The sequence below is a fragment of the Yinghuangia sp. YIM S09857 genome (genome assembly GCF_051388915.1).
Taxonomy (GTDB): domain Bacteria; phylum Actinomycetota; class Actinomycetes; order Streptomycetales; family Streptomycetaceae; genus Yinghuangia.
Genome location: NZ_JBPKBH010000007.1, coordinates 36,889 through 63,295 on the forward strand (window position 1 = coordinate 36,889; position 26,407 = coordinate 63,295).

The window sequence follows — 26,407 nt, forward strand, 5'->3', positions numbered from 1 at the left end:
CGAGGTCGGCCGCCTCGGCGGCGGCCCGGGCCCGGCGCGCCTCCAGCTCCGCGGCCCGCGCCTGGTCCTCCCGGGCCTTGCGCGCCGCGACGGCGCGCGCGTACCGCTCCTTGGAGGACTCGCCCTTGCCGGGCCGGGGCTGCGACGGTGATGCGGACATACCACAAGTCTCCCAGACGCCGACAGGGCCGACGCCCGCGGGGCGGGGGCCTCCCCGGGCGGTCACCGCGGCGTTGCCACCGCCTCAGCGCCCCCGCGGCGTGACCAGCCCGGACTCGTACGCCAGCACCACCAGTTGCGCCCGGTCCCGCACGTGGAGCTTGGCCATCGCCCGGTTGACATGCGTCTTCGCGGTCAGCGGGCTGATCACCAGGCGCGCGGCGATGTCGTCGTTGGACAGCCCCTGCGCGACCAGCGCCACCGCCTCGCGCTCGCGGACGGTCAGCTCCTCCAGCCCGGGAGCGAAGCCCGCATGCCGGGGCTGCGCGACGTACTGGTCGATCAGGCTGCGGGTGATCGACGGGGCGAGCAGCGCGTCGCCGCGGGCCGCCACGCGGACGGCGTGCAGGAAGTCGTCCGGCAGGATGTCCTTGACCAGGAACCCGGCGGCGCCCGCGCGCAGTGCCTCGAACACGTACTCGTCCATGCCGTAGTTGGTCAGGATGACTACGTGGACGCCCGCCAGCGCCGGGTCGGCGGCGATCGCGCGCGTGGTCCCGATCCCGTCGAGCACCGGCATCTGGATGTCGACCAGCGCGATGTCCGGCAGGTGCTCGCGGGCCAGGGCCAGGCCCGCCTGCCCGTCGCCCGCCTCGGCCACGACCTCGATGTCGTCCTCCAGGTCGAGCAGCGCGCGGAATCCGCTGCGCACGAGCGGCTGGTCGTCCACCAGCAGGACACGGATCACGAGGTGTGCTCCAACGGCAGTTCGGCCTGGACGGTGAACCCGTGCCCGCTGCTCGGCTCGGCACGCAGCCGTCCGCCGAGGGCGGTGACCCGCTCGCGCATGCCGAGCAGGCCCATGCCGGGCTCCGGCACGGTGTCCCGGGTGGCGGTGCCGTCGTCGTCGACGCGGATCGCGAGGACGTCGCGGCCATACCCGATGTGCACCGACGCGGTCGCGGCGGACGCGTGCCGGGCGACGTTGGTCAGCGACTCCTGGACGATCCGGTACGCGGTCCGCCCCACCGCGGCCGGGACGTCGGTGCGGCGGCCGTCGACCACCAGCGTGGCCGTCAGCCCCGCCGCGCCGGCCCGTTCGACCAGTTCGGGGATGTGGTCGAGGCCGCGCGGCGGCGCGGTGTCGTCGTCGCGCAGGGCTTGCAGCGTGGCGCGCAGCTCGCGCGTCGCCTCGCGGGCGGCCTCCTGGATCGCCAGCAGGGACGGCGGCACGTCCTCCCCGCGCCGCCGGGCGACGTGCACGGCGACCTCGGACTGCACCTTGACGATCGAGATCTGGTGGGTCAGCGAGTCGTGCAGTTCACGGGCTATGTGCAGGCGCTCCTCGTCCGCGCGCCGCCGGGCGGCCTCCTCGCGGGTGCGCTCGGCCTCGTCCGCGCGCCGCTCGGCCTGACGCAGTGCCTCGCCCGCGGCACCGGCCGCGACGAGCCAGGCGATCTCCAGGGCGCCGCGGGCCCGCGCGTACGCCTCGCCCATGTCGTGCAGCGAGGCCAGCGCCGCCAGCGGCAGCGCGGCGATCATGACCACGGACGCGGCCAGCGTGACGACGCGGTGCCCGGCCCGCACGGCCGCGTACACCGCGAACAGGAAGGCGACGACGGGCACATCGAAGCCCACCGCCTGATAGCCCATGGCGCAGAGCCCCGTTGCGGCCAGCACCGACACGGGCGCGCGGCGGCGGGCGGCCAGGGCGAGGCCGCCGGCGGCCAGCAGCGCGTACCCGACCGGGGCGAGGTCCGAGTCCGGCCGGTCCCCGGACCGCCCGGCCAGCAGCAGCGCAGCCGCCACTCCGGCGGCGATCACCCAGTCGGCGAGCGCGGCCGGGACGCCGAACCGACGTTCGTCCATGCGCGCACCCTAGCCCCGCCCGCGGCCCGGGCGAATCCCGCCGCCGTACGAGCGTCCGGCTACCGCAGGCGCGGTATGCGCAGGGCCGTCTGCCGCGTCCGCGGTGGCCGGGTGCGGTGACCGCGGCAGCGCGAAGAGTCTGCGGCTGCCGGACGACCGGAGGCGTGCCGGCAGGGAGCATCGAGTCGTCGGAACACACGCACGCGACAGCATGAACCGGGAGTCAGACATGGGTACTTCGGCAATCAGGACGGTCGTCCGGCGGGTCGCGGCCACGGCCGTTCTGACGGGCGGGCTCGTGCTCGCCGCACCGGCCGCCGCACACGCGTCCGACCACAAGCCGGCCGCGACCGGTGTCCTCGCCGCCGGGGTCACCGACATGTCTGCCGGACGGCTCGGCGCCTCCTCGGCCGCCGTGCTGGCCCTGATCGGCACCGCCGTCGGCGTCCTGGCGCTGGTCCGCCCGGCCGGGCGCCTCGGCACGGACACCGGCCGGACCGGCGCGGGGACGGCCCTCACGGCGGGCGTGGTGGCCCTGGTCCTCGGCGTGGTGGTCGCCGTCACCGCGGACGGCGGCCTCGGCAGCGGCAACGGGCTGGGCGGGGCCTACGTGGCGATGATCGTGGGCCTGGTCTCCACGGTGCTGGGGACGCTGGCCCTGCGCCGCACCCGCGAGCGGCAGCCGACGGCCCACCGGTCGACCGCGCGCTGAGCGCGACCGGTGCCGCGTTCGGCCGGGAGCACGATCGGGGGACGACCGGGATCGAGCGCGCGTGCGGCACGGAGTGGCCGTACCGCCGCGCGCTCCCAAACCCCGCCCTACATATGACGCGAGGCTCAGGCGCCCATCGCGTGCAGACCGCCGTCGACGTGGACGACCTCGCCCGTCGTCTTCGGGAACCAGTCCGAAAGCAGCCCCACGACGCCGCGCGCGGCGGGCTCGGCGTCGTTGAGGTCCCACCCCAGCGGCGCTTTCTCGTTCCACACGCCCTCGAACTGGTCGAAGCCGGGGATCGAGCGGGCCGCCATGGTCTTGACCGGGCCCGCCGAGACCAGGTTGACGCGCACGTTCTGCTCGCCGAGGTACTTCGCGAGGTAGCGCGAGGTCGCCTCAAGACCCGCCTTGGCGACGCCCATCCAGTCGTAGCCGGGCCACGCCACCTGCGCGTCGAAGTCCAGGCCGACGACCGACAGGGAGCCGTCCGCCGGCTTCAGCGGCAGCGTCGCCATCGTGAGCGACTTGAGCGAGAAGGCGGACACCTGGACGGCCGTCGAGACGTCCTCGTACGTCGTGTTCAGGAAGTTCCCGCCCAGCGCGTCCTGCGGGCCGAAGGCGATCGAGTGCACGACGCCGTCGAGGCCGTCCACGTGCTGGCGTACGTTCTCGGCGAGCGCGTCCAGGTGCTCCTGGTTCGTGACGTCCAGCTCGATCACCGGGGCGGGCTTGGGCAGCCGCCCGGCGATGCGGTTGACCAGCGACAGGCGGCCGAAGCCGGTCAGCACGACCTCGGCGCCTTCCTCCTGCGCGAGCCGCGCGACGTGGAAGGCGATAGAGGCGTCGGTCAGCACGCCGGTGACGAGAATGCGCTTGCCGGCCAGAAGGTCGCCCATGCGTCAGTGCCCCATTCCAAGTCCGCCGTCAACAGGGATGACAGCTCCGGTGATGTACGACGCGGCGTCCGAGGCCAGGAAGCGGACCACGGCCGCGACCTCCTCCGTGCTCGCGTAGCGGCCCAGCGGCACCTGGGCCAGGATCTCGGCCTTGCGCTCCTCGCCGAGCACCTCGGTCATCGCGGTGTCGACGAAGCCGGGCGCGACCACGTTTGTGGTGATGTTGCGCGAACCCAGCTCGCGGGCGAGTGAGCGGGCGAAGCCGACCAGGCCCGCCTTCGACGCCGCGTAGTTCGCCTGGCCCGCGGAGCCCAGCAGGCCCACGACGGACGAGATCAGGACGATGCGGCCCTTGCGGGCCCGCAGCATGCCCTTGCTGGCCCGCTTGACCACCCGGAACGTGCCGGTGAGGTTGGTGTCGACCACCTCGGTGAAGTCGTCCTCGCTCATGCGCAGCAGGAGCGTGTCCTTGGTGATGCCGGCGTTCGCGACCAGGACCTCGACGTTGCCCTGGTGCGCCTCGACCTCCTTGAAGGCCTGCTCGACCTGCTCGGGGTCGGTGATGTCGCACTTGACGCCGAACAACCCCTCGGGCGCCTCGCCGGACCGCGACGTGACCGCGACCTTGTCGCCCTCCGCCGCGAAGGCCCGCGCGATCGCCAGGCCGATGCCCCGGTTGCCTCCGGTGACCAGTACGGACCGGCTCAACGGATCACTCCTCATTCGTCGATTACGTTCGTCGGTATACGTCGATGTGCGTCGACATACTTGGGTTCACAAGACGATTCACAGGTCGGTGCACGCGTCGGCTCACACGTCGGCTCACCGGATCCGTCGACCGTATCGGTCCGCGCCGCGGTACGTGGAATCGCCCTCGACAAGAAGATCCGGCGCCAAGCTGTGGGAAGTCGCCAACCGCCGCGTCCCGCGCCCCGGCCCGCGGCCGTACGCCTCCCGCCCCGACCCGCCCGCAGATTCGCGGGTCGCGCCGCCTCCCCCGTGATTGACTTCCGGACAGCGCATGCCTGGTTCCAGAGCAGCAGAAAGACAGGTGAGCAGCCCGTGCCGCACCCGATCGATCCGGCCTTCGAGGCCTATCCGCTGCGCCGCCTCGCGGACGCCGCCCTCGGGCGGGCCCGCGAACTCGGGGTCGTCCACGCGGATTTCCGCCTTGAACGCATCCGCGACGCGCACCTGAGACTGCGCGACGGGCGCACCGAGACCTCGCTCGACTCGACCGACGTCGGGTTCGCGGTGCGGGTCGTGCACGAGGGTGCCTGGGGTTTCGCGGCGGGCGTCGATCTGACCGTGGACGCCGCGGTGCGCGCCGCCGAGGAGGCCGTCTCCGTCGCGCGCGTGTCGCGCTCGATCGCCGACGCGTCCGGGGCGGGGCCGGAGGACCGGGTCGAACTGGCGCCCGAACCGGTGTACGAGAACGCGGTGTGGGTGTCCTCCTACGAGGTGAACCCGTTCGACGTCACCGAGGCCGACCGCATCGCCCTGCTCGCGCAGTGGAGCCGCGACCTGCTGGCCGCCGACGGCGTGGACCACGTGGACGCCTCGCTCATGGCGGTGCAGGAGAACAAGTTCTACGCGGACACCGCGGGCACCACCACGACGCAGCAGCGCGTACGCCTGCACCCGCAGTTGACCGCGGTCGCCGTCGACGGCGGCGCGTTCGAGTCGATGCGCACCATCGCGCCGCCCGCCGGCCGCGGCTGGGAGTACCTGACCGGGACCGGCTGGGACTGGAAGGCCGAGCTGGCCGAGCTGCCGACGCTGCTCGCCGAGCGGGTCGCGGCGCCGTCGGTCGAGGCCGGGGCGTACGACCTCGTCATCGACCCGGGCAACCTGTGGCTGACCATCCACGAGTCGATCGGCCACGCCACCGAGCTGGACCGGGCGCTGGGCTACGAGGCGGCGTACGCGGGAACGTCGTTCGCGACCTTCGACAAGCTCGGCACCCTCAAGTACGGCTCCGAGATCATGCACGTCACCGGCGACCGCACCGCCGAACACGGCCTCGCGACGATCGGCTACGACGACGAGGGCGTGGCGACGCAGAGCTGGGACCTGGTCAAGGACGGCGTGCTGGTCGGCTACCAGCTCGACCGCAACATGGCCCGGATGAAGGGCTTCGGACGGTCCAACGGCTGCGCGTTCGCCGACTCGCCGTCGCACGTCCCGGTCCAGCGCATGGCCAACGTGTCGCTGCGCCCGGCCGCCGAGGACCGGTCCACGGCCGATCTGATCGGCGGTGTGGAGCGCGGGCTCTACATCATCGGCGACAAGTCGTGGTCGATCGACATGCAGCGCTACAACTTCCAGTTCACCGGCCAGCGGGCGTACCGCATCGAGAACGGCCGGCTGGCGGGCCAGGTCAAGGACTTCGCGTACCAGGCCACCACGACCGACTTCTGGGGGTCGATGGAGGCGGTCGGCGGGGAGTCGACGTACGTCTTCGGCGGGGCGTTCAACTGCGGCAAGGCGCAGCCCGGCCAGGTCGCGGCGGTCGGCCACGGCTGCCCGTCGGCGCTCTTCCGCGGGGTGCGGGTGCTCAACACGGTTCAGGAGGCGGGGCGTTGACGGAGGCGACCACTGTGACCAAGCCCGGCGAGATCGTCGAGCGCGCACTCGAACTGTCGCGTTCGGACGGCTGCGTGGTGATCGCCGAAGAGTCCGGCACCGCGAACCTGCGCTGGGCGGGCAACGCCCTGACCACCAACGGCCTCACGCACAGCCGCCAGGTGACGGTGATCGCGACCGTCGACGGCGCCGAGGGCACCGCGTCGGGCGTGGTGTCGCGCAGCGGCGTGACCCTCGACGACCTGGAGGGCCTGGTGCGGGCCGCCGAGGAGGCGGCGCGCGGGGCGGGGCCCGCGGAGGACGCCAATCCGCTGGTCGGCGGCACCCGATTCGCGGCCGGGTTCGACGAGCCTCCCGCCGGGACGTCCATCGAGGTGTTCCGCGAGTTCGCCCCCGCACTGGGCGAGGCGTTCGCCCGCGCCCGCTCCGGCGGACGGCGGCTGTACGGGTTCGCCTCGCACGAGGTGTCGTCCCGGTACGTCGGCAACTCGGCGGGCCTGCGCGCCCGGCACGACCAGCCCACCGGCACCTTCGAGCTGAACGCGAAGTCCGCCGACATGGCCCGCTCCGCATGGGCGGGCGCGGCGACGCGCGACTTCACCGACGTGGACGTGGCGCGCGCCGAGGCGGAGCTGGAGCAGCGCGTCGGCTGGGCGTCCCGGCAGATCGACCTGCCGGCCGGGCGCTACGAGACGCTGCTGCCGCCGAGCGCGGTGGCGGACCTGATGATCTACCTGGCGTGGTCCGCGGGCGCGCGCGACGCGCATGAGGGCCGCACGGTGTTCAGCAAGCCGGGCGGTGGGACGCGGGTGGGCGAGAAGCTGTCGGCGCTGCCGCTGACGCTGCGCAGCGACCCGGCGTACCCCGGTCTGGAGTGCGCGCCGTTCACCACCGCGGCGGCGTCCGGCGACACCGCGTCCGTCTTCGACAACGGCTTTGCGCTGCAACCGACTTCGTGGATCGCCGACGGTGTGCTCTCGACCCTGCCGGCGAGCCGCCACTCGGCCGCCCTCGCGGGGCTCCCGGCCGCGCCCGACATCGACAACCTGGTGCTGGAAAGCGGAGGCGCGGACCGGTCCCTGGCCGATATGGTCGCCTCGACCGGGCGCGGGCTGCTGCTCACCTGCCTGTGGTACATCCGCGAGGTGGACCCGCAGACCCTGCTGCTGACCGGCCTGACGCGCGACGGGGTCTACCTCGTCGAGGGCGGCGAGGTCGTCGGCGCGGTCAACAACTACCGCTTCAACGAGTCGCCCGTGGACCTGCTGGGCCGGGTGACCGAGGCGGGCGCCACCGAGCGGACGATGCCGCGCGAGTGGGGCGACTACTTCTCGCGGGCGGCCATGCCGCCGCTCCGCGTACCGGACTTCAACATGAGCTCGGTGAGCCAGGCGTCCTGACGACCGGCCCCCGCGCCCCTGTGGGGAGCGCGGGGGCCGGTCCGACGCCGGGCCCGGGCCCGAGCGCCGAGGAGGCGTGTGAACGAAAAACGCATGGTCAAGGTGTCCAAATACCTGTCGAGGGCACTCCGGCACCAGCCGGAGCGCATCGGCATCACCCTTGACGCCGCCGGCTGGGCGGAGATCGACGACCTGCTCGCGGCGTGCCGCAGGCAGGGTTTCGCGGTGAGCCGCGAGGAACTCGACCTCGTGGTCGAGAACAACGACAAGAAGCGGTTCGCGGTGTCGGAGGACGGCACGCGCATCCGCGCGAACCAGGGCCACACGGTCGCGGTCGAACTGGGCCTGGCGGCCGCCGAGCCGCCCGCCGAGTTGTTCCACGGCACGGTGGGCCGGGTGGTCGACACGATCATGGCCGAGGGCCTGCGCCCGATGGACCGGCACGACGTGCACCTGTCCCCCGACGTGGAGACCGCCCGCCGCGTGGGCGCGCGCCGGGGGCGCCCGGTGGTACTGGTGGTGGACGCGGGACGCATGCACGCCGACGGGCACGTGTTCCGCGTGTCGGCCAACGGCGTATGGCTGGTGCCGACGGTCCCGCCCGGGTACCTGCGCCGCGACGGTTCCTGAAGGACGCCGAGGGCTTTGCGCACCGCCCGGAGCGCGTTCCGGGTTCGGTGTGTCCGCTCCGCCCTGCCTCCGCGCGCTTCGCCGCACTGCCGTTCGCGACGTCCGCGCGTCGCCTCCCACACCTCACTTCCCGCACTACTTCCCGCACTGGTCGGAGCACATCCACGGGGTTCCCGGTCACCCGCACGGATGGCAATCGGAAACTCCCGGCCAAGGCGCGGCCCCCGGTCTCGTTCCCCAGGTCGGCGCGGCGTACGGTGGGGGCAAGGACCTCGGCTCCGGGTCGGCCGGGGCTCGGCGGCGGGCAGGTGGGCATGGTGCTGGTGAACCGCGCGGGTCGCGCGCAGACGTACCAGATCAGCGGTGCACGCAAGGGCCTCACCGAGGACGTGCGCGGGCGCCAGCGCAGGTACGTGCTGTCGATGTCGATCCGCACGGTGTGCTTCGTGCTCGCGGTGGTCCTGGAGGGGCCGCTGCGCTGGGTGATGATCGCGGCCGCGGTGCTGCTCCCGTATGTCGCCGTCGTGGTAGCCAACGCCGGGCGTTCACGCATCACCGATCCGCCGCCCGCCTCGCAGGTCGTCCCGCCGCAGGCGCACCGGGCCATCGAGCCCCCGCCGCACGCGGTGCTCACCAGCGCGGAGCGGCACGACATCACGATCGTGCCGGAGGACGCGTGGATCGTGCCGGACGCCGCCTCCGCCCCGCCGCGCGGCTCGACGGTCTGGGCGACGACCGCCTCGGGCGAGACGACCGCGGGGCACGGCGATGCGCCGGGAGCAAACACCGGGGAGCCGCGGCACGAGACGCCGCGTGAGTCTTCGTCCGAGACCTCGTCCGAGACCTCGTCCGAACAGGCGCGTGAGCCTTCGGACGACCCGTCCGGCGGCCTCCGCGGCGGGCCTGACGCCCCGCCAAAAGGTAACCGTCAGTAAGTTGTTCGAGTGCCCGGTGGGTCCCGCGTGAAGGGGCCCCGAGCCGTGCCGAAATCGCTCGACACGCGTTACCGGATGGGGCTTCACGTCGGGCGCGGACGTGCCATACTTCAAAACGTGCTCCGTATCCCCCGTCGGAGCGACCGACGCGATGCCGGGCGGCTCCCCCCGTGGCTGCCCGGCATCGCCCGTGTCCGGGGCCTGTGAGTACGGGAGTTCGCGGACCGGCGCGGCACGCGCGCCGCGGGGCGCCCATCACGCAGCGCAGCGGAATCGGCGGCCCCCGCTCGGCGGTTCCCGGCGCGTCGGCGCAACGGCGTCTTGCGATACTGGGGGCATGTTTCCCACCGAAGAGCCGACCCGGCCGATCTGTTCGGCGAAGGGCTGCCGTGTCGACGCGCGGTGGGTCCTGGCCTGGAACAACCCGAAGCTGCACACCCCCGACCGCCGCAAGACGTGGCTGGCGTGCGACGAACACCGGGACACCCTGGGCCAGTTCCTCGCCGTCCGCGGGTTCCTGAAGGATACGGTCGCCTTCGACGCGTGGACCGCGGCCGAGGAGACCGGTAGCTCGAACCCCTGACCCGCTCCGATCCGCCGACGGGCCGCCGCTCGGCCGCCGCCAGACCGCCGCGAGAGCCGTCGACGGGCGGACTGAGCCGCCGCCGGGCCCGCTCAGCCGCCGATCGCGGACATCGGGCGCGAGGGCTGGAGGAACGTCGGGTCGTCGATACCCGCGCCCGCCTTCTTCGTCGCCATCGCCGCGCGCCAGCGGTCGGCGATCTCGGCGTCGTCCGCGCCGCCGCGCAGGGCCGCCCGCAGGTCCGACTCCTCGCGCGCGAAGAGGCAGTTGCGGATCTGGCCGTCGGCGGTCAGCCGGGTACGGTCGCAGGCTCCGCAGAACGGACGCGTGACCGTCCCGATGACGCCGACCCGGCCGGGACCGCCGTCGACGAGCCAGCGTTCGGCCGGTGCGCTGCCGCGCGCTTCGTCGCCCTCGGGGGTGAGCCGGAACGCCGCCGACAGGTCCCGCAGTATCTCCTCCGCGGTCACCATCTGCTCGCGCTTCCAGCCGTGCTGGGCGTCCAGCGGCATCTGCTCGATGAACCGCAGCTCGTACCCGCGCTCCAGGCACCATGCGAGCAGCGCCGGCGCCTCGTCCTCGTTGACACCGCGCATCAGGACCGCGTTGACCTTGACCGGCGTCAGCCCGGCGTCGGCGGCAGCGGCCATGCCCGCGACGACGTCGTGGTGCCGGTCGCGGCGGGTCAGCGTACGGAAGCGCTCCGGATCGAGGGTGTCCAGCGAGACGTTGACGCGGTCCAGTCCGGCCGCCTTGAGCGCGGGCGCCGTCTTGACCAGGCCGAGGCCGTTCGTGGTCACCGACTGCTTCGGCCGCGGCTCCAGCGCCGCCACGCGCTCGATGATCCCCGGCAGCCCGCGCCGCATCAGCGGCTCGCCGCCGGTGAACCGCACCTCGGTGACCCCCAGCCGCGTCACCGCGACCGTGATCAGCCGGACGATCTCGTCGTCCGTGAGCAGCTCCGGCTTGGGCAGCCAGTCCAGCCCCTCCGCCGGCATGCAGTAGGTGCAGCGCAGGTTGCAGCGGTCGGTGAGGGACACCCGCAGGTCCGTGGCGACGCGTCCGAAGGCGTCGACCAGCGCCCCGCCCCGCGCGGCTCCGGTTGCGGTCGTCTCGACGCTCATGGCGGTCTCCTCACCCCCAGCCCGGCATGGCAGATCACCGGTTCGGCTTCGCCCCCAGGGTACGCAGGGTCCGCAAGAGCGTGACCGGTGCCACCCCGGCGACGGTACGTCACCGTACGTCCGGCGGGTGCATCGCGTTGCCTCACCGCGGCGTGGCGAATCCCATAGCGCACCTGTGACACTTCGCGGCACCGCAGTACACCGTCATACGTAATGATCCTGCGGGGAGGATCGACGTTGAATCACAGACCGCAAGACCAGGGCCCGGGCGCCGGGCGGGACGCCGCTCAGGGCGGCGCCCGCCACCGGACGAATTCCGACCCCGGCGGCGACCGGGAGGCGACCTACTCGGATGCCGCCCGCTACCTCGACAGCGCGTGGGAGTCGAGCAGCACGGGTGTGCCGCCGACGCCGTACGACGGACCGACGCAGGTCGTACCGGTGCACCAGGTGCCCATGGGCCACCAGCCGCCCGAACCGCAACCCCCGGGACCGCGGGCGGCAAACGCGCAGTCGCCGGGCGGCGCGCAGCCGCCCGGTATGCAGGCGGCCGGCGCGCAGGCGGCCGGTATGCAGCAACCCGGTGTGCCACAGCCAGGTGACCGGCATCCTGGTGCGCAGCCGCTCGGTGCGCAGCCGCACGCCGCGCAACCCGGCGGGCCCGAGGCACCCGCGCCCGCGAGTCCCGAACTCGACCTCGGCGCCTACGCGATGGGCGCCCCGCAGTACCCGGGACACGGCACCGGACCGAACCCCGGCCACGATGCCGCCGGCCACGCCCACAACAGCCCCGGCACGCCCGACGACCACCCGCCCGCCGGCCACGGCGGCGACGACGGCCACGGCGGATACGGGGATTACGGAGGCTACGGCGGCCACGAGGACCCGCACGACGACGGATCGGGTTCGGATCCGGGATCGGGTTCGGGCGTCCGCCGCGGCAAGCGGCGCCGCGCCGTCGTCATCTGGAGCGTCGTCGGCGCCGTGGCGCTCACCGGCGCGGGACTCGTCGCCGCGAAGACCCTGACCGGGGACGACAAGCCCGACACCACGTCGGTGGGCCTGACCACGTCCCCCACGCCCAGCTCCGCCGCGCCCACGTCGGCCCCGCCGCCGACCTCGACCGCTCCCCCGTCCTCGAAGGCTCCGAGCATCGGGGCGTCGAGCGGCCGCCCGTCCGGTTCGGCCTCGTCCGGTTCCAAGTCGCCGAGCGGGAGCCCGTCCGGCAGCGCGTCGACCGGAAGCAAGTCGCCGAAGACCGACGCGAACGGCGACGGCATAGCCGACGACCCGGGAGCCACCAACCCGGCCAAGTTGGTCGGCGGCGCGCGAACCGCGTACCAGCAGGCGAAGGCGGCGATGGCGGCCGACGGCATCACCATGACCCTCACATCGGGCAAGCGCTCGTACGAGCACCAGAAGGACCTGTGGGAGAAGGAGGTGCGCGACCTGGGCTCCGTCGAGGCGGCCCGCATGCGCGTGCTCCCGCCCGATGAGTCCTCCCACGTCGACGGCAACGCGATCGACATCAACGTCGCGGCGCAGCCGTGGATGAAGTCGAAGGGCAAGACGTACGGCTGGTGCCAGATCTACGCGAACGAGCCGTGGCACTTCGAGTACCAGGCGAGTTACAAGACGCAGGGCTGCCCGACCATGAAGCCGCACCCCTGAGCCCGGGCGACCGGCCGTTCCCCTGACGTGGCGGGCAACGACGGTCCCCCGCAAGGCTGTTCGCGGCGCGGCGGTACGGATCCTTCCGTGCCGCCGCGCCGCACGTCGGCGGTCGGCGGTCGGCGGACGGCGGACGGCGGACGGCGGACGGCGGACGGGAAATCGAACTCCCCTGCCCCCGGCGGTCACTCGCGTCCTACGGCTTGTACGGAAGCGACGGCACCACCGAGCAGTTCGCCGCCATGTCGGGTACCTGGTCGACCCAGCCGCCCTTGCCGCCGTTCGCGGAGTCCTGCCAACGGACCACGTTGGTGCACCACTTCTGCGGCGCCTGGGCCTGCTCCGCGGTCTCCGGCTTGAAGTCCACGGGGATCAGGAGCCCGTGCGCGTCGTACCCCTCAGGACGGTTCACGAACTCCTCGACGCACTTGCGCGTCACGTCGGCCCCGCACGAGGCGATGGCGTCCGTCAGCCACTGCGCGGACGCCCAACCCTCCAGCGCCCACTGGGACATCAGGCCCTCGCGGTCCGGGAAGTACTTCAGCATCGCGGCCCGGAACTCCGCGACCGCGGGGTGGCCGACATCCTCGTACGAGCGGCTGATGCCGGTGGCGTGGATGGTGTTGCGGCAGGTCGGCGAGTCCTTGAACTGCTTGGGCACCGAGGCGTTCTGGCTCTGCACGGTGGACACCTTCGCCTGCACCTTGAGACCCATGTCGTCCATCGACTTGCACAGCACGGCGTTTCCGCGCGTGTCCATCGCGTCGAAGACGATGTCGACGCCGCGGTTCTTCATGTCGACGACCGCGGCGTCGAAGTTCGCGAGGAAGAAGTCGACCTGCTTGTCGACCACGGTGTAGCCCTCGGCCCGCAAGCCGTCCTTGATGGTCTGGGCGTAACGCGCCGAGTCGGCCTGGTTGTACGAGACGACCGCCGCCGTCCGCGCACCGAGTTTCTCCTTGAAGTACCGGTAGATCTCGGTGTTCTGGTACAGTGTGCCGCCCCAGCCGACCTGCCCGTTCCGCGGCGAGCTGGAGCCGTACAGGCTGTAGAGGTGCTGGTACTGGTCGTACGCGTTCCCGACCGGAATGCCGCCGACGTCGGGGACACCCTTGGAACTGACGTACTCAGCGCCGGCGTAGTTGTAGATGCTGTTCCCGGCGAACGCGAACACCTTGTCGTCGTCGACGAGTTGGCGCGCGCACTTCTGGTTGTCCGCACCCACGCCCTGGTCGTCGCACTTCACGACCTCGACGGTGCGGCCGTTGACGCCGCCCTTCTCGTTCAGCGCCTTGAAGAACGCCTGCGCGCCGTACATGGGCCCGGAGAAGGTCTCGTTGCCCAGCAGGCCGGACGCGGTGTCGATCATCCCGACCTTGATCGTGGTCGGGGTGACGCCGACGTCCGAGGCGGTGTTCGCGCCCGGCGCGCCCGCGGTGTCCGGACCGGGCGCGGGCCGGTCGAAGTCGCTTTCCGGGAGCCTGGATCCGCAGGCCGCGAGGACGAGCGCGAGCGCGGCGGCGGCAGCGGCGTGGCGAAAAGTGCGGCGCATGTGCGGCTCCCGGATGCCTGGTCCTGCGGTCCTGCGGTCGCGCGGTCGTACGGCCCGCGAGTCCCGCGCGGCTCGCCGTGCGGATCACGCGTGGTCGTGCGGACGGCCGCGGGTACGCGCGCGGAGGGCGCGTACCCGCGGCCGCCACCGTCACTGGAACTATGACGGCGTGTCAGCACTCGTGGCTCGGCGGGCGGTCAGCCGACCGAACCGGCCCGACCTGGGTCGGACCGTCACACCGGTGTCGGACCGTCCGACCGGTGTCAGGACGTGCAGGCCGGCGGCTGGGTGATCCCGAGGCCCCCGCCGAAGCCGCAGACCGTCTTCTTGCCGACGAGCCACTTGCCGTCCACCTTGACCGCGTCACCGGTCTGGTTCGGGTAGAACGGCGCGCCGCCGACGATCACGTCGAACGTGACCTGGGCCTTGTCGCCGTTGACCGCCACGTTGTTGACCTTGATCGAGGCGGTGCCGAGCGCCGGGTTGGCCAGCAGCTCGTTGAGCAGCGGCGCGATCCCCTCCGCGTCCTGGATGCCGGCCTTGCGCTGGTCCACCGGGACCTTCGTGTCGAGCATCTGGGTGTACGCGGTGGCCGCGGCCTTCTGGTCGGCCGTGAAGGTGGCCGGGTCGGCCGGACCGGCCGCCGGGGCGCTGGAGCCCGCGCCGCCGGTGGCGGGCGTGGTCGCCGGGGCACCGGTGGTCGGCGCGCCGCCGGTCGCGGGCGCCGATGCACTCGGCGACGTCTTGGCCTCGTCCTTGTCGTCGTCGTCACCGCAGCCCGCGAGCAGCAGCACGCCGGCGATCGGCAGGGCCGCCCACGCCATACGACGAGTACGTATGTCCCGCATGTGCTTTCACCGTCCGTTCCCGCCGGGGCTTTTCCCCGGCGTAGATCACAGAAGTCAGGTCGGAGCGTACGGCACCCTACCCGTGCGTCACATAGCGGCGTGGATACCCGTTCACATCTGTGTCCATCCTCGCGTCGACCTGTATTCGCAACCTGATTTCCCGTCCGGGTTGCCGACATGCGGTCGATGCCCGGTCGGTATGCAATCGTTCCCTGCGTTTTCGGATCGCGAAAGCCGGGTGTTCCGTTTCGACCGCAACTAACCTGGACCAGACCCGGGACGACCGCATCCGGACTGTCCCGGATGCGCAGGCGGCTAACAGGTGAGGCGGGCCGGTGGAGGGTTCGGAAAGACCGCGCTGGGACGGCGACGTGCGTTCGGCCGTTCGGGCGTACGGAGGCTGGATCGTCGTCCTGATCGGCGCGGTGCTGTGCGCGGTGGGCTGGTACGGCGTGTCGGGGGAGAAGCACGAGGCCCGGCAACTCCCCTACCTCGCGTCGGCCACCGTGCCGGGGGCGGCGCTCATCGTCGCGGGCGCGGTGCTGATCGCCGCGCGGCTGCGGGGCGAGGGCCGTTCGGACGACGCGCTGCGGCGGCAGGTCGCGGAACTCCACGCGCTGATCCTGGAGCCGGTGGGCGGGTCCGTCGGGGGTTCCGGTGCAGGCTCCTCGGCTGCGGTGGAGGCGGGCAGCACGGGGATCGTGACGGACAGCGGCAAGGGTGACGGCGGCGGGCGTACAGCGAACAAGGGCAACGCCGCCGCGGATATCGGGGACGCCGGTGCCTCGGGCGACACGCCCGACACGCCGTTCGTCTCACTGTCCGGCGGCGCCCGGTACCACCGGCCCGACTGCGAGCTCGTGCGCGGCAAGAACGGGGTGTTCGTCCTCGGCCCCGCGCAGGCTGCCGAACTCGACCTGCGGCCGTGCGCGTTGTGCGACCCGGACGACACGGGTTCGGCTCCGGCGGCCGAGTCTGCGTTCCCTTCCCCGGCGCCCGCGTCTTCGGACGACGTGGACTGACGCCGCCGATGCCTGACACCTCGACCGCCGCCCGGAGGGCGGGCCCGCACCCATGCTGACCATCGACCTGGCGCTCGCCGGGCTGGCCGTCGGGGCGATCGCCGCGCTCGGCGCCGTCGGCCTGATCACCTCGTACCGTGCGACCGGCGTGTTCAACCTGGGGTTCGGGGCCGTGGCGATGCTCATCGCCTACCTGCTCTGGCAGCAGGTGCGCGTGTGGGGCTGGCCGGTGGTGCCCGCGGCACTGTTCGACATCCTGGTGGTCGCACCGGCGTTCGGGCTGCTGCTCGAACGGCTTGTCTTCCGCGGCCTGAGCAGACGAGGTGCGGGCCCGGCCGAGATGCTGGCCGCGTCCCTGGGCGTGCTCGTTCTCCTGCTCGGCATCGCGATCCTGACCTGGGGCACCGAATCGCGCCTCGATCCGCCCACCCTGTTCGAGACCGGCTCGGTCAAGCTGTGGGGCGGCGCGACGGTCTCCGAGGCGGCGCTGATCGACCTCGGCGTGGTGGTCGGGGTGGCCGTCATCGTGGCCGGGGTCACCCGCTTCACCCGGTTCGGCGCAGACCTGCGCGCGGTGGTCGACCGCCGCGAACTGGCCGAGCTGAGCGGCGTCGCGGCCGACCGCGTGTCAGCCGTCGGGTGGGCCTTCGGGTCGATGCTGGCGGGGCTGACGGGGATCCTGCTGGCGCCGCACGTACGCCTGGACCCGTTCGGGCTGACCCTGCTGGTGCTGGAGACCATCGGCGTCGCGGTCGCCGCGCGGCTGGCGAGCCTGCCGGCGGCCATCCTGGTGGCCGTGGCGATCGGCATCGGGCAGAGCGAGCTGACGCGCGTGCAACTGGACGGCAAGGCGCAGAACATGCTCCAGGCCCTCCAGTCGAACATGTTCGTGGTGGTCCTGCTGCTGGCGCTGCTCCTGCTGCCGCGCATGATCGAGGTCGGCTCGCGGGCGTCGTATCCGCGCGTGGACGCGGGAGCGCGTACACGATTGCCCGCGCTGTGGTGGCTGCCGTACCCGATCGTGCTGGCCGCGCCGCTCGCGCTGGGCACGGACCACTTGCGGTCCGCGCAGCAAATTCCGGCGCTCGCCATCGTGTTCGTGTCGCTGGTGATCCTGACGGGGTACGCGGGGCAGGTGTCGCTGGGGCAGGCGGGGTACGCGGGCCTCGGCGCGCTGTTCGCGGCGTCGCTGATGAGCGGGAAGTTCCTCGGGCTACCTGAAGTGCCGGGGTTGCCGGCGCTGTTGCTGGCGACGCTGTTGGTGGTGCCGGTAGGGCTGCTCACCGGCTATCCGGCGATTCGGCGGCGTGGCCTGGCACTTGCGCTGACGACGTTCGCGGTGGCGGTGGTGGTGAGCCGGTTCGTGTTCGCGCAGCCGATCTTCACGACCGGTCTGCGGCTCGACCACCCGTGGCCGTTCTCGGGTGAACGCTCTTTCTACGTCCTGGAGTTGATCTGCCTCGGGCTGACACTTCTGCTGGTGCGGCGGCTGCACACCGGGCGCCTGGGACGCATGTTGGTGGCGACGCGCGACAGCGAGGGCGGCGCGGCGGCGTCGGGGGTGGACGTACCCGGGCTGAAGGTGTTCGTCTTCGCGGTGAGCGCGGGCGTGGCGGCGCTCGGGGGCGCGCTGATGGGGATGAGCGGACGGGCGTTCGACGCACAGGCGTTCGACCCGCTCATCGGGCTGATCTGGTTCGCGGCCGTGGTGGTCTTCGGCGTCGACAGCGCGGCGGGCGCGGTGCTCGCGGCGGCGTTGATCGTGGGGCTCGACAGCGGTACGCGCGAGGGTGTCTCGACGATCGTGATCGGCGCGGGCGCGGTGCTGCTGTCGCGCATGCCGGGCGGTGCGCTGGCGACCGCGCGGCGGGTGCTCGGGCCGGTGCTGTTCGGGCCGGGTTCCGTGGAGCGGGAGTCGGAGCGGGAGTGGACCCGCGATTCGGCGCGCGATTCGGCGCGCGTCCGAAGTGCGGTGCGGTTGACGGCGGCGGGCGAGGCGCTGCGGGGACGCGTACGCCAACAGGCCGCTGCCGCAGGCTCGTCGGCGCCGCGCGCGCGGGACGGAGGCGGACGGTGACGCGACGTCAGCCGGATGTCCCCGGCCTTCAAGCGCTGGGCCTGGTCCGCCACTTCGGCGGCCTACGCGCCGTCGACGGGGTCGACCTGGCGGTACCGCCGGGTGAGGTCACCGCGGTGATCGGACCGAACGGTGCGGGCAAGAGCACTCTGTTCCACTGCCTCGCGGGAGCGCAGCGTCCGGACGAGGGGCGCATCCGGCTCGGCGATCGCGACATCACGCGCCTTGCGGACCACCGCCGCGCACGGCTGGGCATCGCCCGGACCTTCCAGGTCGTATCGGTGTTCCCGAGCCTCACGGTGGTCGACAACTTGCGGGTCGGCGCGGAGAACCGCACGGGCGCGAGCGCGACGGCGCGGCTGCTGGGGCTACCGGACGCGGCGCGGGGGCGCACGCGGACGGCGGTGGAGGCGGCGTTGGACCTGGTCGGGCTGACCGAAGTCCGGGACGTACGCTGCGGTGAGCTCCCCACCGGAACGTTGCGCCTGGTCGAACTGGGCCGGGCCCTCGCCTCCCGCCCGTCGGTCCTCCTGCTCGACGAGCCCGCGAGCGGGCTGGACGACACGGAGACCGGGCGACTCCGGGAGCTGCTGCGGGGTCTCGCGGACGACGGGCTCGCGGTGCTCCTTGTGGAGCACGACATGGAACTTGTGTTCGGCGTGGCCGACTCCGTCCACGTCATGGCGGCCGGACGCATCGTCGCGTCGGGACCACCGGAGCAAGTACGCGAGGACACCGCGGCCCGCGCCGCGTACCTCGACCCGGTAACCGGCGACACCCCCGGCCCCGCCGACCGACCCGACGCCCCGCTCCCCACCGCGCCGCCGCCCGCTCGCCGCCGGGGTGACCGCTGATGCCCGTCTCCCTCTCCCTCCACGACGTGCGCGTCCGCTATGGCCCCGTGGAGGCCCTGCACGGCATCGACCTCGCCTTCCCCGAGGGCGCCGTCACCGCCCTCCTGGGCCGCAACGGCGCCGGCCGCTCGACCCTCCTGCGCACCCTCGCGGGCCTCCTCACCCCGTCCTCCGGCCGCATCGAATGGAACGGCCGCGACATCACCCGCCGTACCGCCGCCGAACGCGCCCGCGACGGGCTCGCCCTCATCCCGGACGGCCACGGCGTCTTCGCGGGCCTCTCCGTCCGCGACAACCTCCGCGTCTTCGCCGACACGGACACCATCGACCCGGCGCTCGACGCGTTCCCCGTCCTCCGCAAGCGACTCGGCCAACGCGCGGGCACCCTCTCCGGCGGCGAACAACAAATGCTCGCCGTCTCCCGCGCCCTTCTCCGCCCGTCCCGCGTCCTCCTCCTGGACGAACTGAGCCAGGGCCTGGCCCCCCGCGTCGTCGCCCAACTCTACGACGTGGTCTCCGAACTGGCCGCCGGACAAAGGACCGTGGTCCTCGTGGAGCAGTACGCCGGCGAAGCCCTCCGCCGCGCCGACGTCGTCTACGTCCTCCGCCGAGGCCAAGTAGCCTTCAAAGGCGAACCCGACGAACTCCTCACCAACGGCCACCTGTCCCTCTTCGACTGACCCGAACACCACCGCCGCCGCGCTCTGAGTAGGGTCCAACTCCGCCCAAGGCACCGGATCCGGAGATCAGGGAGCGTCATGACAACGCACGTCCGCGCGGCGCCGAACGCCCAGGCGAGACCGCAGCGGCGGAGCCGAACGGTCTACCTGGTTTCCGCACGGCGCACACTGCTCGTCGCCCCGGGCCTCCTGCTCGCCGCCGTCGCGGTGGCCGCAGAGCAAAATCCGTGGAACTTCCGGGTGTTCGAGACAGCGGCGGGCTCCCCCATCGTCATCGCACCCCTTGCCGTGACGGTCCTGGGGGCCGAACTCGCCCTGTCATTCCGGAGTTTCCTGGTGTGGACACTGGCCGGCGGACTCGCCTGCTGCGCGTTCGTCATGCTGTGCCTGGCCCTGCTGCTGTCGATGTTCCAGACTGCGCCCCACAAGGTCGGCAGGACAGTTGCGGCGTCACCGGACGGCCATGTGCACGTGGTCGTGACAGAAGGCGGTCCCCTCGACCTGGCCGTGGTGCACCGGATCTACCTGCGGACCACCAGGGGCCTGGACCGCGAGGTCCTGGTCGCGACCGGCTGCCTGGGCAACGTGTCGGCGGACGTGCGCTTCACCGGCAACCGCACCCTGGAACTCCGCGACCGACACGGAGAATACCGACGCGTTCAATTCGACAAGAACCTGAACGTCGACGCACGTGCGGTCCTGCCCTGTGAGCGACACGAACGGTCCTGACCGTCGGAGCCCGGAGCAGACCTCGATTCGCTGCATCGTGTCGGGGGCTGGGTCATTCGTTGTCGCTCCAGGGCAGTTGCGCCTTGTGCGGTCAGCGGGCAAGTCCCCTCAGCACGACCTTCGCCGGAGAGAGCAGGGCTGTCACGTCGGCGCGGGGGTCCGCGTCGTAGACCACGAAGTCGGCGGGGGCGCCCTCCTCGATGCCTGGGTGGCCGAGCCAGGTTCGCGCGGACCAGACGGCGGCGGAGAGGGCCGCGGCCGTGGGGAGTCCGGCGCGCACCAGTTCCCCCACCTCGTGGCCCACGAGGCCGTGGGCCAGGGAGCCCCCCGCGTCGGTGCCCACATAGATGGGGATTCCGGCGTCGTACGCCGCCCGCACGGTGGCGTAGCGGCGCGCGTGCAACGCCCGCATGTGGGCGGCGTATTCGGGGAACTTGGCGGCCGCGGCGTCGGCGATGCCGGGGAAGGTGTCGATGTTGACGAGCGTCGGGACGATCGCCGTTCCACGGGCGGCGAACTCGGGGATCATGTCCTCGGTGAGGCCGGTGGCGTGCTCGACGCAGTCGATCCCGGCGGCGACGAGGTCCGGCAGGGACTCCTCCGAGAAGCAGTGCGCGGTGACCCGGGCACCCGCGGCGTGCGCGGCGTCGATGGCCTCTTTGAGGGCGTCGTACGGCCAACACGGTGCCAGGTCGCCGCGGTCGCGGTCGATCCAGTCGCCGACCAGCTTGACCCAGCCGTCGCCGCGCCGGGCCTCCTGGACGACGTACGCGGTCAGGTCCCCCGGTTCGATCTCGTGCGCGTAGTTGCGGATGTAGCGGCGCGGACGCGCGAGGTGGCGGCCCGCGCGGATGAGCCTCGGCAGGTCCTCGCGGCCGTCGATCCAGCGGGTGTCGGCGGGCGAACCGGCGTCGCGCAGCAGCAGCGCCCCCGCGTCGCGGTCGGTCAGCGCCTGGCGTTCGCTCGTGTCGTGGTCGACGGCGCCGTGCGCGTCGAGGCCGACGTGGCAGTGCGCGTCCACGAGGCCCGGCAGCACCCAGCCGCGTACGGTCGCCGCCTCGCCGGCGGTGAACCGAGGCCGCTCGAACGTGATGCGACCGTCCAACACCCAGAGCTCGTCCCGGACTTCGTCGGGGCCCACGAGGATCGGGCCCAGGACGTGCAGGGGCTCCGCCCCTCGCGCGTCCGCTCTCCGGCTCTCGTTGTCGCTCACGACACTCCTTCCCGGCCGGATTGTTCCCCGATCCGACCGTCCGTCAGGGCGGTGTCGGCGTCGGCGCGGGCTCCCGGGAACGATCCAATTCCCGTTTCCGCGCTGCCACTTACGGTGCGATCCCCGGTCTCAGCCGCGCCATCAGGCGCCACACCCGCCAACGGATCCGCCACCGGAACTCCTTTGGCCGAGTGGGCCGCGGGCGTCACCGGCCATTCCCCTGCGATGCGTTCGCCGTGCCCAGGCTTCGTGCGGTCCAGGTACGCCTGGAACGACGCCGCCTGTTCCGCGGCCCACGCCCGCTGCTCGTTGTGCAGCGTCCGCACGTCGAGCGCCGCGACCTTCGGGTAGCGCGCGCCCAACTCGACCGCGAGCCGCAGGCACGCCTCGGCGTCCCCGTCCGCTGTGTGCGCGTCCGCGAGCGTGACGCCGTAGAAGGCGCTCGTCGCCTCCAGAGTGCGCTTGCCGCGCCGGAAGCGGTCGACGTGCTTGTCGATGAGCAGCGGGTCGATGATCGGGCCGATCACCGCGGTGCGTTCGGCCAGCGTCTTGCGGCCGTGGCGCCGCAACTCCGCCTCCAGCAGCGACAGATCGAACACCGCGTTGTAGACCGCCACCGGCGTACCCGCGTCGAGGTACCCCGCGAGCACGTCGGCCAGTTCGTCCAGGCAGTCGACGGCGGGCCGCCCGTGCTCACGCGCGTGGGCGGTCGTGATCCCGTGCACCGCCGTGGCCTCTTCGGGGATCTCACGCTCCCCCGGATGGACGAGCCACCTCCGACGTACGCCCGACGTGTCGCACACCGCCGCGGTGACAATGAAGTCCGACGAGACGTCCACGCCGGACGTCTCCAGGTCGAACGCCGCCAACTGCCTTTGATGCCAACCCTCGTGAGTCCCGCGGGCCGGGGCCGCGGGCTTGGGCTCGCAGTTGCGGCAGTACGTCGTCCACGCTCCGCCGACGCGCGTCAACACCCCTTCCCCGGGCGGGACATACGTCGAACAGGTGGCACAGGCAGCGCCATATCGGTTGGTGGCCACAGGCTGGTTACCTCGCTCGGTACGTCGGTTCACCATGCGTCACGATCATCACCACGCTACGCGCTGCCAACGACGTCGGAGGGTACGGCACGCGCTTCCCCGCCGAGGCCCCTCCACGGCGCGGCGCCCGCAGTGCCAGGATGTGCGCGTGCGCGTACTGCTCTCCGACGGTTTCGGTATGACCTCACGCCAAGCCGCTGTGCTCCTGCGGCAGGCGGGACACGAGGTCGAGGTCCTGGCGCCTCCGGGCCGTCCACCTCTGCGGCTGCCGCCAGCGGTGACGCGGGTGTACCCGGTCCCGGCCTACGGCGCGGACCCGTGGGGGTGGCTGGACGCCGCCTCGAAGGTGCTGCACGCCGAGGGACACGACGTCCTGCTCCCGACGGGTGAGCAGGTGGCGGTGCTGGCACGTGCGGACGCGGGTGCCTCGGCCCTCGCGGCGCGCGTGGCCGTACCGCGCTTCGCTTCACTCGAACGGGTGCAGGACAAGATATCCGCGGGCGTCACGCTCACCGAGATCGGCCTGCCACAGCCGGAGGCGTCGGTCGTGAGCTCCGCGGAGGCCCTTCGTCAGGTGTCCGACCCGCCGATGTACGTCAAGCTGCCGATCGGCACGGCATCCAACGGCGTGTTCCCCATCACCCGCCGCGAGGAGCTGCTGCGCCTGGCCGACCGGCTTGAGGTACAGGGGGTGTTCGCGGGCGGCGGGCGCGTCCTCGTCCAGGAGCCGGTGCGGGGGCCGGTGGTCAGTGTCCAGTCGGTGTTCGACAGCGGGCGCCTGGTGGCGATGCACGCGTACGTCCACGCCGCCCCCGGCAGCCGCGGCGGCGCGTCAGCGAAGCGCGGTCTCGTCCTCGCGGTCCTGCGCGAACACATCACCATGCTCGGCGCGCACATCGGCTGGCACGGGGCACTGTCGATGGACGGCATCCTCACCGACGACGGTCCGGTCTGGATCGACGTGAACCCCCGCCTGGTCGAGCCGACGAACGCCGCACTGTCCGGCGTCGACCTGTTGGGCGCACTGATCGGCGTCTCGCTGGGCCAGTCGCCCGCCTCGCTGCCGTCCGCCGAATCCGGGGCGTCCACCCACCAGTTCCTGCAAGGCCTCCTCGGTGCGGGCGAGCGGGGGCGCGTCGCCGTGCTGCGCGAGTTGTGGAACGCGACGGTACGCCGCGGCGCGTACCGCGACAGCACCGAAGAACTCCTGTCCCCCCGCCGCGAACCGAGGACCATCCCGATCCTCCTCGCACTCACCACCGGCCTCCTCGCCGCCCCCGCCTGGACCCTCCGCCGAGCCCTCCGCAACGCGGACCGCAACACGCTCACCACCCACACCTGGCACCAAATCCGCGCGGGCGCACCGCCGGTGTGACGCGCTGTCAGATGGGTGCGCTGTACCGAACCAAACCCGCTTGCCTGCCGCGTCGGCGTCAGGACACCCATGGTCGAGCCGCCACAGCATTGCGGCGAGGCAGTCGTCCGCAAGCGAATGCGGAAGGAAATCGGCTTCACAGGCCGCGAGTTGGACGAATCAGCGACTCCGCCCGATGCCGGGCTGACACATACGCGCGGGTCCCACTCCAGCCGATCGGGGCCGGTGCGCGTACGGACGACGGTCAGGTCCTGCGGTGCCGCCCTCGGGCGACGTCGCGGTGTCGGCCCGTCCCCTCCGTGGCGGGCGGCGACGTGGCGGCGAGGAACCGCTGTGCCGCCGCGTAGTCGTCCACGATGGTCACGGGAACCCACTGGTACCCGTCCCACTCCTCGATCGCGCGGGGCCGGTCGGGGTGGACGTGGGATGCGGCATAGTCTGTGTCGCCGATGACAACAGCACGACGCCGGCCGACCGGCCGGCGGTTCTTCTCGCGCCGCCGCGCCCGTTGCTCCAGAGGTTCGTCGTCCATGCCACTCCCCTGCAACCTGCGCTCTACTGGTGAGGCCACGTCGGGCCGTCAGGCGTTCCGAACCAAACGGATTGCCCGGCCCGTTCGCCGGCGGCGACCACGGCAAGGCCGAACCCGGACGCTTCCGGGCGGCCGTGGTCGTGCCACCAGCGGACGGCGTCGAGGTACGTACGCCCGAGCGCAGAGTCGCCCGCGAGAGTGGTCGGGTGACCGTCCCCGAACGCAATGACGGCGTAGGTGTCGTCGCGGGCGAGCCACAGATCCCGCACTCCGGGTGTGTCGTCGTCAGCCACCAGATGGCGCACCCCGGGCATCATTGCACCGACGACGAACTCCCCGAATCCGCCGAGTGGTTCGCCAACCTCGTCGCCAGGCGCGCCGGCCGGGAGGGGCTCGCCGACCTCGGGCCAGTCGTCCGGCCACCGGTCGGGGCGCTGGGAACGCAGGTACATGAACGACACGCCGTCGCCGAAGCGTCCCACGGCCCGACCATCGGCAACGTCCAGGCCGACGACGTGCTCAGTCTGACTGAACGGCGCACCCCAAGGCAGCATGATCCGGCCCTGCGGGCACTGGTCGAGCCACGCCGTCGGGATGCGCCGCACCGCACACGTGACGTGGACGCGGTCGTACGGGGCACCGATCGCCCAACCCTCGGCACCGTCCCCGCAGATCACCTCCACGTCGACGCCGACACCGTCGAGCCGGGCGCGCGCCTCGACGGCCAAGACCGGGTCGACCTCGACCGACACCACCGAACCGCCGTCACCGACACGGTCCTTGAGAAGCGCGGCCGTGTACCCGGTCCCTGTGCCGATCTCCAGAACGCGCATTCCCGAACGCACGTCGCAGGCATCGAGCATGCTGACGACCACCGTTGGCATGGACGCCGAACACGACGCCACCCCGCCCGTGTCCTCGGACGCGCCATCGTCCCATTGGGTGATCAGAAAGCGGTCGCCGGCAGCGGCGGACTGCCACTCGATGGGATCCTCGCGCCGGTCGAGCCTGACAAGGCCGCTACTTTCCCACGCCCATACGACGCCGGGGAGGAACGGCGTGCGGTCCCTCCCCAGCAGTCGCACCGACGCGTTGTCGGTAGGTGTCACTACTTGTCGTCCTTCGGCCTGCGTCGGGTGCCGGTGTTACCGCCACCGACAGTGGTGCTCTGGCCGTCGGCGTCGTTCGGCGGCCCGGACGGCTGCGAGTCGTTCGGCTTCCCTCGTGTGCCCATCGTGCTCCCCTTCCGGTTCGTACGGGCTGTGTTCCTTGGTTCCGCCCTGACGGGGCGGGGTGGTGTGCTGCGGTCCGGGGGCGCCGGGGTCACCCGGCCTCCTTGCGCAGGACGCCGGGCAACTCGGCCACGGCAACGGTCCATTCGGATCCGCTGCGCTCAGGCCGCAGGTAGACGGTGGGCCGGTCGTGCGGGTGGCCGAGCACATCCATGACCTGCTGCCGCCCGTACACGGTGTCGAGCACCGCCCCGACAGCGGGTGTGTTACGCGCCGCCTGAATGGCGGGTGTTGCCTCACTCATCGCGTTGCCCTTCGACTTCAGGTGCAGCGCCCCCTACCTGCGACGGGGGTTGCTCATGCGCGCGGCGCTGCGGCTCGGTGGACGCCCAGGGGTGACGCGGTCGGGTGTCGGCGACGGGGCCCCGGGCGTCCTGGTTTCAGTCAACGAGCAAGCGGCCAGGAGGTACAGGCCACCGGACCGGACGCTGCCGGACATCACGCGGACACGAGCCGGACGTCCCAGTACTCGACACCTCATTGCGGCCGTACCGTGGAGGGCAACTACTGGCCGTATCGGGGGATGCACAGCTATGGGACGGACGTCTCCGCCGGCGAATCCGATTTTCGTCAACGCACGTACCGCGCACGGATGGCGGACACAGGAAGTCTTTTGCGCCGCGTT

At 72.3% G+C, this 26,407-nt stretch carries 26 protein-coding genes; 13 read left to right on the forward strand and 13 right to left on the reverse strand.

The genetic code is table 11. The features are described 5' to 3' along the window. Positions 1-244: 244 nt before the first annotated feature. Together ACRX5S_RS16450 and ACRX5S_RS16455 are read right to left on the reverse strand one after the other, a co-directional pair. Entirely contained in the window at positions 245-907 is a 663-nt protein-coding gene (locus ACRX5S_RS16450; RefSeq protein ID WP_436773679.1) for a response regulator, read from the reverse strand. Further along, complete coding sequence (locus ACRX5S_RS16455) at positions 904-2,028, reverse strand: sensor histidine kinase (protein ID WP_436773680.1); 1,125 nt, start codon at positions 2,026-2,028, stop codon at positions 904-906. Before ACRX5S_RS16455 ends, ACRX5S_RS16450 begins: the two co-directional genes overlap by 4 nt. 229 nt (positions 2,029-2,257) lie before the next feature. Here ACRX5S_RS16455 and ACRX5S_RS16460 point away from each other — a divergent pair, with 229 nt between their 5' ends. After that, positions 2,258-2,740, forward strand: coding sequence for a DUF6223 family protein (locus ACRX5S_RS16460; RefSeq protein ID WP_436773681.1), 483 nt, complete (start codon positions 2,258-2,260; stop codon positions 2,738-2,740). A 125-nt stretch (positions 2,741-2,865) separates the two neighbouring features. On the opposite strand, the gene fabI is transcribed toward ACRX5S_RS16460, so the two are convergent. Next, positions 2,866-3,639 carry an enoyl-ACP reductase FabI gene (gene fabI, locus ACRX5S_RS16465; RefSeq protein WP_436773682.1) on the reverse strand — a complete coding sequence of 258 codons (774 nt, stop codon included), beginning with the start codon at positions 3,637-3,639 and terminating at the stop codon, positions 2,866-2,868. 3 nt (positions 3,640-3,642) lie between these two features. Continuing rightward, positions 3,643-4,347, reverse strand: a complete 705-nt coding sequence (fabG, locus tag ACRX5S_RS16470; RefSeq protein WP_436773683.1) for a 3-oxoacyl-[acyl-carrier-protein] reductase — start codon at positions 4,345-4,347, stop codon at positions 3,643-3,645. A 354-nt stretch (positions 4,348-4,701) separates the two neighbouring features. Here fabG and ACRX5S_RS16475 point away from each other — a divergent pair, with 354 nt between their 5' ends. From ACRX5S_RS16475 to ACRX5S_RS16495, 5 genes are all read left to right on the forward strand, one after another. Beyond that, entirely contained in the window at positions 4,702-6,225 is a 1,524-nt protein-coding gene (locus ACRX5S_RS16475) for a TldD/PmbA family protein (protein WP_436773684.1), read from the forward strand. After that, a complete protein-coding gene (locus ACRX5S_RS16480) occupies positions 6,222-7,625 on the forward strand; it encodes a metallopeptidase TldD-related protein (protein WP_436773685.1) in 1,404 nt (467 codons plus the stop codon). The genes ACRX5S_RS16475 and ACRX5S_RS16480 overlap by 4 nt, the downstream gene beginning before the upstream one ends. A gap of 78 nt (positions 7,626-7,703) precedes the next feature. Further along, positions 7,704-8,255, forward strand: coding sequence for an RNA 2'-phosphotransferase (locus ACRX5S_RS16485; protein ID WP_436773686.1), 552 nt, complete (start codon positions 7,704-7,706; stop codon positions 8,253-8,255). A gap of 314 nt (positions 8,256-8,569) precedes the next feature. Next, positions 8,570-9,190, forward strand: a complete 621-nt coding sequence (locus ACRX5S_RS16490) for a DUF3099 domain-containing protein (RefSeq protein ID WP_436773687.1) — start codon at positions 8,570-8,572, stop codon at positions 9,188-9,190. 337 nt (positions 9,191-9,527) lie between these two features. Beyond that, positions 9,528-9,773 carry a hypothetical protein gene (locus ACRX5S_RS16495; RefSeq protein ID WP_436773688.1) on the forward strand — a complete coding sequence of 82 codons (246 nt, stop codon included), beginning with the start codon at positions 9,528-9,530 and terminating at the stop codon, positions 9,771-9,773. A gap of 92 nt (positions 9,774-9,865) precedes the next feature. On the opposite strand, the gene moaA is transcribed toward ACRX5S_RS16495, so the two are convergent. Then, complete coding sequence (gene moaA / locus ACRX5S_RS16500; RefSeq protein WP_436773689.1) at positions 9,866-10,897, reverse strand: GTP 3',8-cyclase MoaA; 1,032 nt, start codon at positions 10,895-10,897, stop codon at positions 9,866-9,868. A 237-nt stretch (positions 10,898-11,134) separates the two neighbouring features. Between moaA and ACRX5S_RS16505 the strand changes: the two genes are divergently transcribed. Next, positions 11,135-12,568: a D-alanyl-D-alanine carboxypeptidase family protein gene (locus ACRX5S_RS16505; RefSeq protein WP_436773690.1), complete on the forward strand. Its 1,434-nt coding sequence runs from the start codon at positions 11,135-11,137 to the stop codon at positions 12,566-12,568. A 196-nt stretch (positions 12,569-12,764) separates the two neighbouring features. On the opposite strand, the gene ACRX5S_RS16510 is transcribed toward ACRX5S_RS16505, so the two are convergent. Beyond that, a complete protein-coding gene (locus tag ACRX5S_RS16510) occupies positions 12,765-14,120 on the reverse strand; it encodes an ABC transporter substrate-binding protein (protein WP_436773691.1) in 1,356 nt (451 codons plus the stop codon). A 263-nt stretch (positions 14,121-14,383) separates the two neighbouring features. Beyond that, positions 14,384-14,944 carry a hypothetical protein gene (locus ACRX5S_RS16515; RefSeq protein ID WP_436773692.1) on the reverse strand — a complete coding sequence of 187 codons (561 nt, stop codon included), beginning with the start codon at positions 14,942-14,944 and terminating at the stop codon, positions 14,384-14,386. 395 nt (positions 14,945-15,339) lie between these two features. On the opposite strand from ACRX5S_RS16515, the gene ACRX5S_RS16520 reads away from it, so the two are divergent. The 5 genes from ACRX5S_RS16520 (at position 15,340) to ACRX5S_RS16540 (ending at position 20,330) form a co-directional block, all read left to right on the forward strand. After that, positions 15,340-15,990: a hypothetical protein gene (locus tag ACRX5S_RS16520; RefSeq protein WP_436773693.1), complete on the forward strand. Its 651-nt coding sequence runs from the start codon at positions 15,340-15,342 to the stop codon at positions 15,988-15,990. Between the two features lie 52 nt (positions 15,991-16,042). Next, positions 16,043-18,067 (forward strand): ABC transporter permease, encoded by a 2,025-nt coding sequence (locus ACRX5S_RS16525; RefSeq protein WP_436773694.1) that lies wholly within the window; start codon positions 16,043-16,045, stop codon positions 18,065-18,067. Beyond that, positions 18,064-18,921 (forward strand): ABC transporter ATP-binding protein, encoded by an 858-nt coding sequence (locus tag ACRX5S_RS16530; protein ID WP_436773695.1) that lies wholly within the window; start codon positions 18,064-18,066, stop codon positions 18,919-18,921. Before ACRX5S_RS16525 ends, ACRX5S_RS16530 begins: the two co-directional genes overlap by 4 nt. After that, positions 18,921-19,601, forward strand: a complete 681-nt coding sequence (locus ACRX5S_RS16535) for an ABC transporter ATP-binding protein (RefSeq protein WP_436773696.1) — start codon at positions 18,921-18,923, stop codon at positions 19,599-19,601. Before ACRX5S_RS16530 ends, ACRX5S_RS16535 begins: the two co-directional genes overlap by 1 nt. Positions 19,602-19,679: 78 nt before the next feature. Continuing rightward, entirely contained in the window at positions 19,680-20,330 is a 651-nt protein-coding gene (locus tag ACRX5S_RS16540; RefSeq protein WP_436773697.1) for a hypothetical protein, read from the forward strand. Positions 20,331-20,421: 91 nt separating this feature from the next. Here ACRX5S_RS16540 and ACRX5S_RS16545 read toward each other — a convergent pair whose 3' ends face one another. Then, on the reverse strand, positions 20,422-21,543 hold the full coding sequence (locus tag ACRX5S_RS16545; protein WP_436773698.1) for an amidohydrolase family protein: 1,122 nt from the start codon (positions 21,541-21,543) through the stop codon (positions 20,422-20,424). Continuing rightward, positions 21,540-22,514, reverse strand: coding sequence for an exonuclease domain-containing protein (locus ACRX5S_RS16550; protein ID WP_436773699.1), 975 nt, complete (start codon positions 22,512-22,514; stop codon positions 21,540-21,542). Before ACRX5S_RS16550 ends, ACRX5S_RS16545 begins: the two co-directional genes overlap by 4 nt. A 247-nt stretch (positions 22,515-22,761) precedes the next feature. Between ACRX5S_RS16550 and ACRX5S_RS16555 the strand changes: the two genes are divergently transcribed. Further along, the gene (locus ACRX5S_RS16555) at positions 22,762-23,958 is read left to right on the forward strand and encodes a hypothetical protein (protein ID WP_436773700.1); all 1,197 of its coding nucleotides are present in this window, start codon (positions 22,762-22,764) and stop codon (positions 23,956-23,958) included. Positions 23,959-24,202: 244 nt separating this feature from the next. On the opposite strand, the gene ACRX5S_RS16560 is transcribed toward ACRX5S_RS16555, so the two are convergent. From ACRX5S_RS16560 to ACRX5S_RS16575, 4 genes are all read right to left on the reverse strand, one after another. Then, positions 24,203-24,490: a DUF6087 family protein gene (locus tag ACRX5S_RS16560; RefSeq protein WP_436773701.1), complete on the reverse strand. Its 288-nt coding sequence runs from the start codon at positions 24,488-24,490 to the stop codon at positions 24,203-24,205. 23 nt (positions 24,491-24,513) lie between these two features. Continuing rightward, positions 24,514-25,599, reverse strand: coding sequence for a methyltransferase domain-containing protein (locus tag ACRX5S_RS16565; RefSeq protein WP_436773702.1), 1,086 nt, complete (start codon positions 25,597-25,599; stop codon positions 24,514-24,516). Beyond that, entirely contained in the window at positions 25,599-25,724 is a 126-nt protein-coding gene (locus ACRX5S_RS16570; protein ID WP_436773703.1) for a hypothetical protein, read from the reverse strand. The genes ACRX5S_RS16565 and ACRX5S_RS16570 overlap by 1 nt, the downstream gene beginning before the upstream one ends. Before the next feature lie 89 nt (positions 25,725-25,813). Beyond that, positions 25,814-26,026 (reverse strand): hypothetical protein, encoded by a 213-nt coding sequence (locus ACRX5S_RS16575; protein WP_436773704.1) that lies wholly within the window; start codon positions 26,024-26,026, stop codon positions 25,814-25,816. Between the last annotated feature and the right edge of the window lie 381 nt (positions 26,027-26,407).

Excerpts from the sequence above, each read along its gene's own strand:
- fabI (WP_436773682.1), bottom strand. The coding sequence starts at position 3,639 with ATGGGCGACCTTCTGGCCGGCAAGCGCATTCTCGTCACCGGCGTGCTG.
- ACRX5S_RS16455 (WP_436773680.1), bottom strand. The coding sequence starts at position 2,028 with ATGGACGAACGTCGGTTCGGCGTCCCGGCCGCGCTCGCCGACTGGGTG.
- ACRX5S_RS16515 (WP_436773692.1), bottom strand. The coding sequence starts at position 14,944 with ATGGCGTGGGCGGCCCTGCCGATCGCCGGCGTGCTGCTGCTCGCGGGC.
- ACRX5S_RS16490 (WP_436773687.1), top strand. The coding sequence starts at position 8,570 with ATGGTGCTGGTGAACCGCGCGGGTCGCGCGCAGACGTACCAGATCAGC.
- ACRX5S_RS16495 (WP_436773688.1), top strand. The coding sequence starts at position 9,528 with ATGTTTCCCACCGAAGAGCCGACCCGGCCGATCTGTTCGGCGAAGGGC.
- ACRX5S_RS16525 (WP_436773694.1), top strand. The coding sequence starts at position 16,043 with ATGCTGACCATCGACCTGGCGCTCGCCGGGCTGGCCGTCGGGGCGATC.
- moaA (WP_436773689.1), bottom strand. The coding sequence starts at position 10,897 with ATGAGCGTCGAGACGACCGCAACCGGAGCCGCGCGGGGCGGGGCGCTG.
- ACRX5S_RS16540 (WP_436773697.1), top strand. The coding sequence starts at position 19,680 with ATGACAACGCACGTCCGCGCGGCGCCGAACGCCCAGGCGAGACCGCAG.
- ACRX5S_RS16555 (WP_436773700.1), top strand. The coding sequence starts at position 22,762 with ATGACCTCACGCCAAGCCGCTGTGCTCCTGCGGCAGGCGGGACACGAG.
- ACRX5S_RS16570 (WP_436773703.1), bottom strand. The coding sequence starts at position 25,724 with ATGGGCACACGAGGGAAGCCGAACGACTCGCAGCCGTCCGGGCCGCCG.
- ACRX5S_RS16560 (WP_436773701.1), bottom strand. The coding sequence starts at position 24,490 with ATGGACGACGAACCTCTGGAGCAACGGGCGCGGCGGCGCGAGAAGAAC.
- ACRX5S_RS16535 (WP_436773696.1), top strand. The coding sequence starts at position 18,921 with ATGCCCGTCTCCCTCTCCCTCCACGACGTGCGCGTCCGCTATGGCCCC.
- ACRX5S_RS16575 (WP_436773704.1), bottom strand. The coding sequence starts at position 26,026 with ATGAGTGAGGCAACACCCGCCATTCAGGCGGCGCGTAACACACCCGCT.
- ACRX5S_RS16510 (WP_436773691.1), bottom strand. The coding sequence starts at position 14,120 with ATGCGCCGCACTTTTCGCCACGCCGCTGCCGCCGCCGCGCTCGCGCTC.
- ACRX5S_RS16460 (WP_436773681.1), top strand. The coding sequence starts at position 2,258 with ATGGGTACTTCGGCAATCAGGACGGTCGTCCGGCGGGTCGCGGCCACG.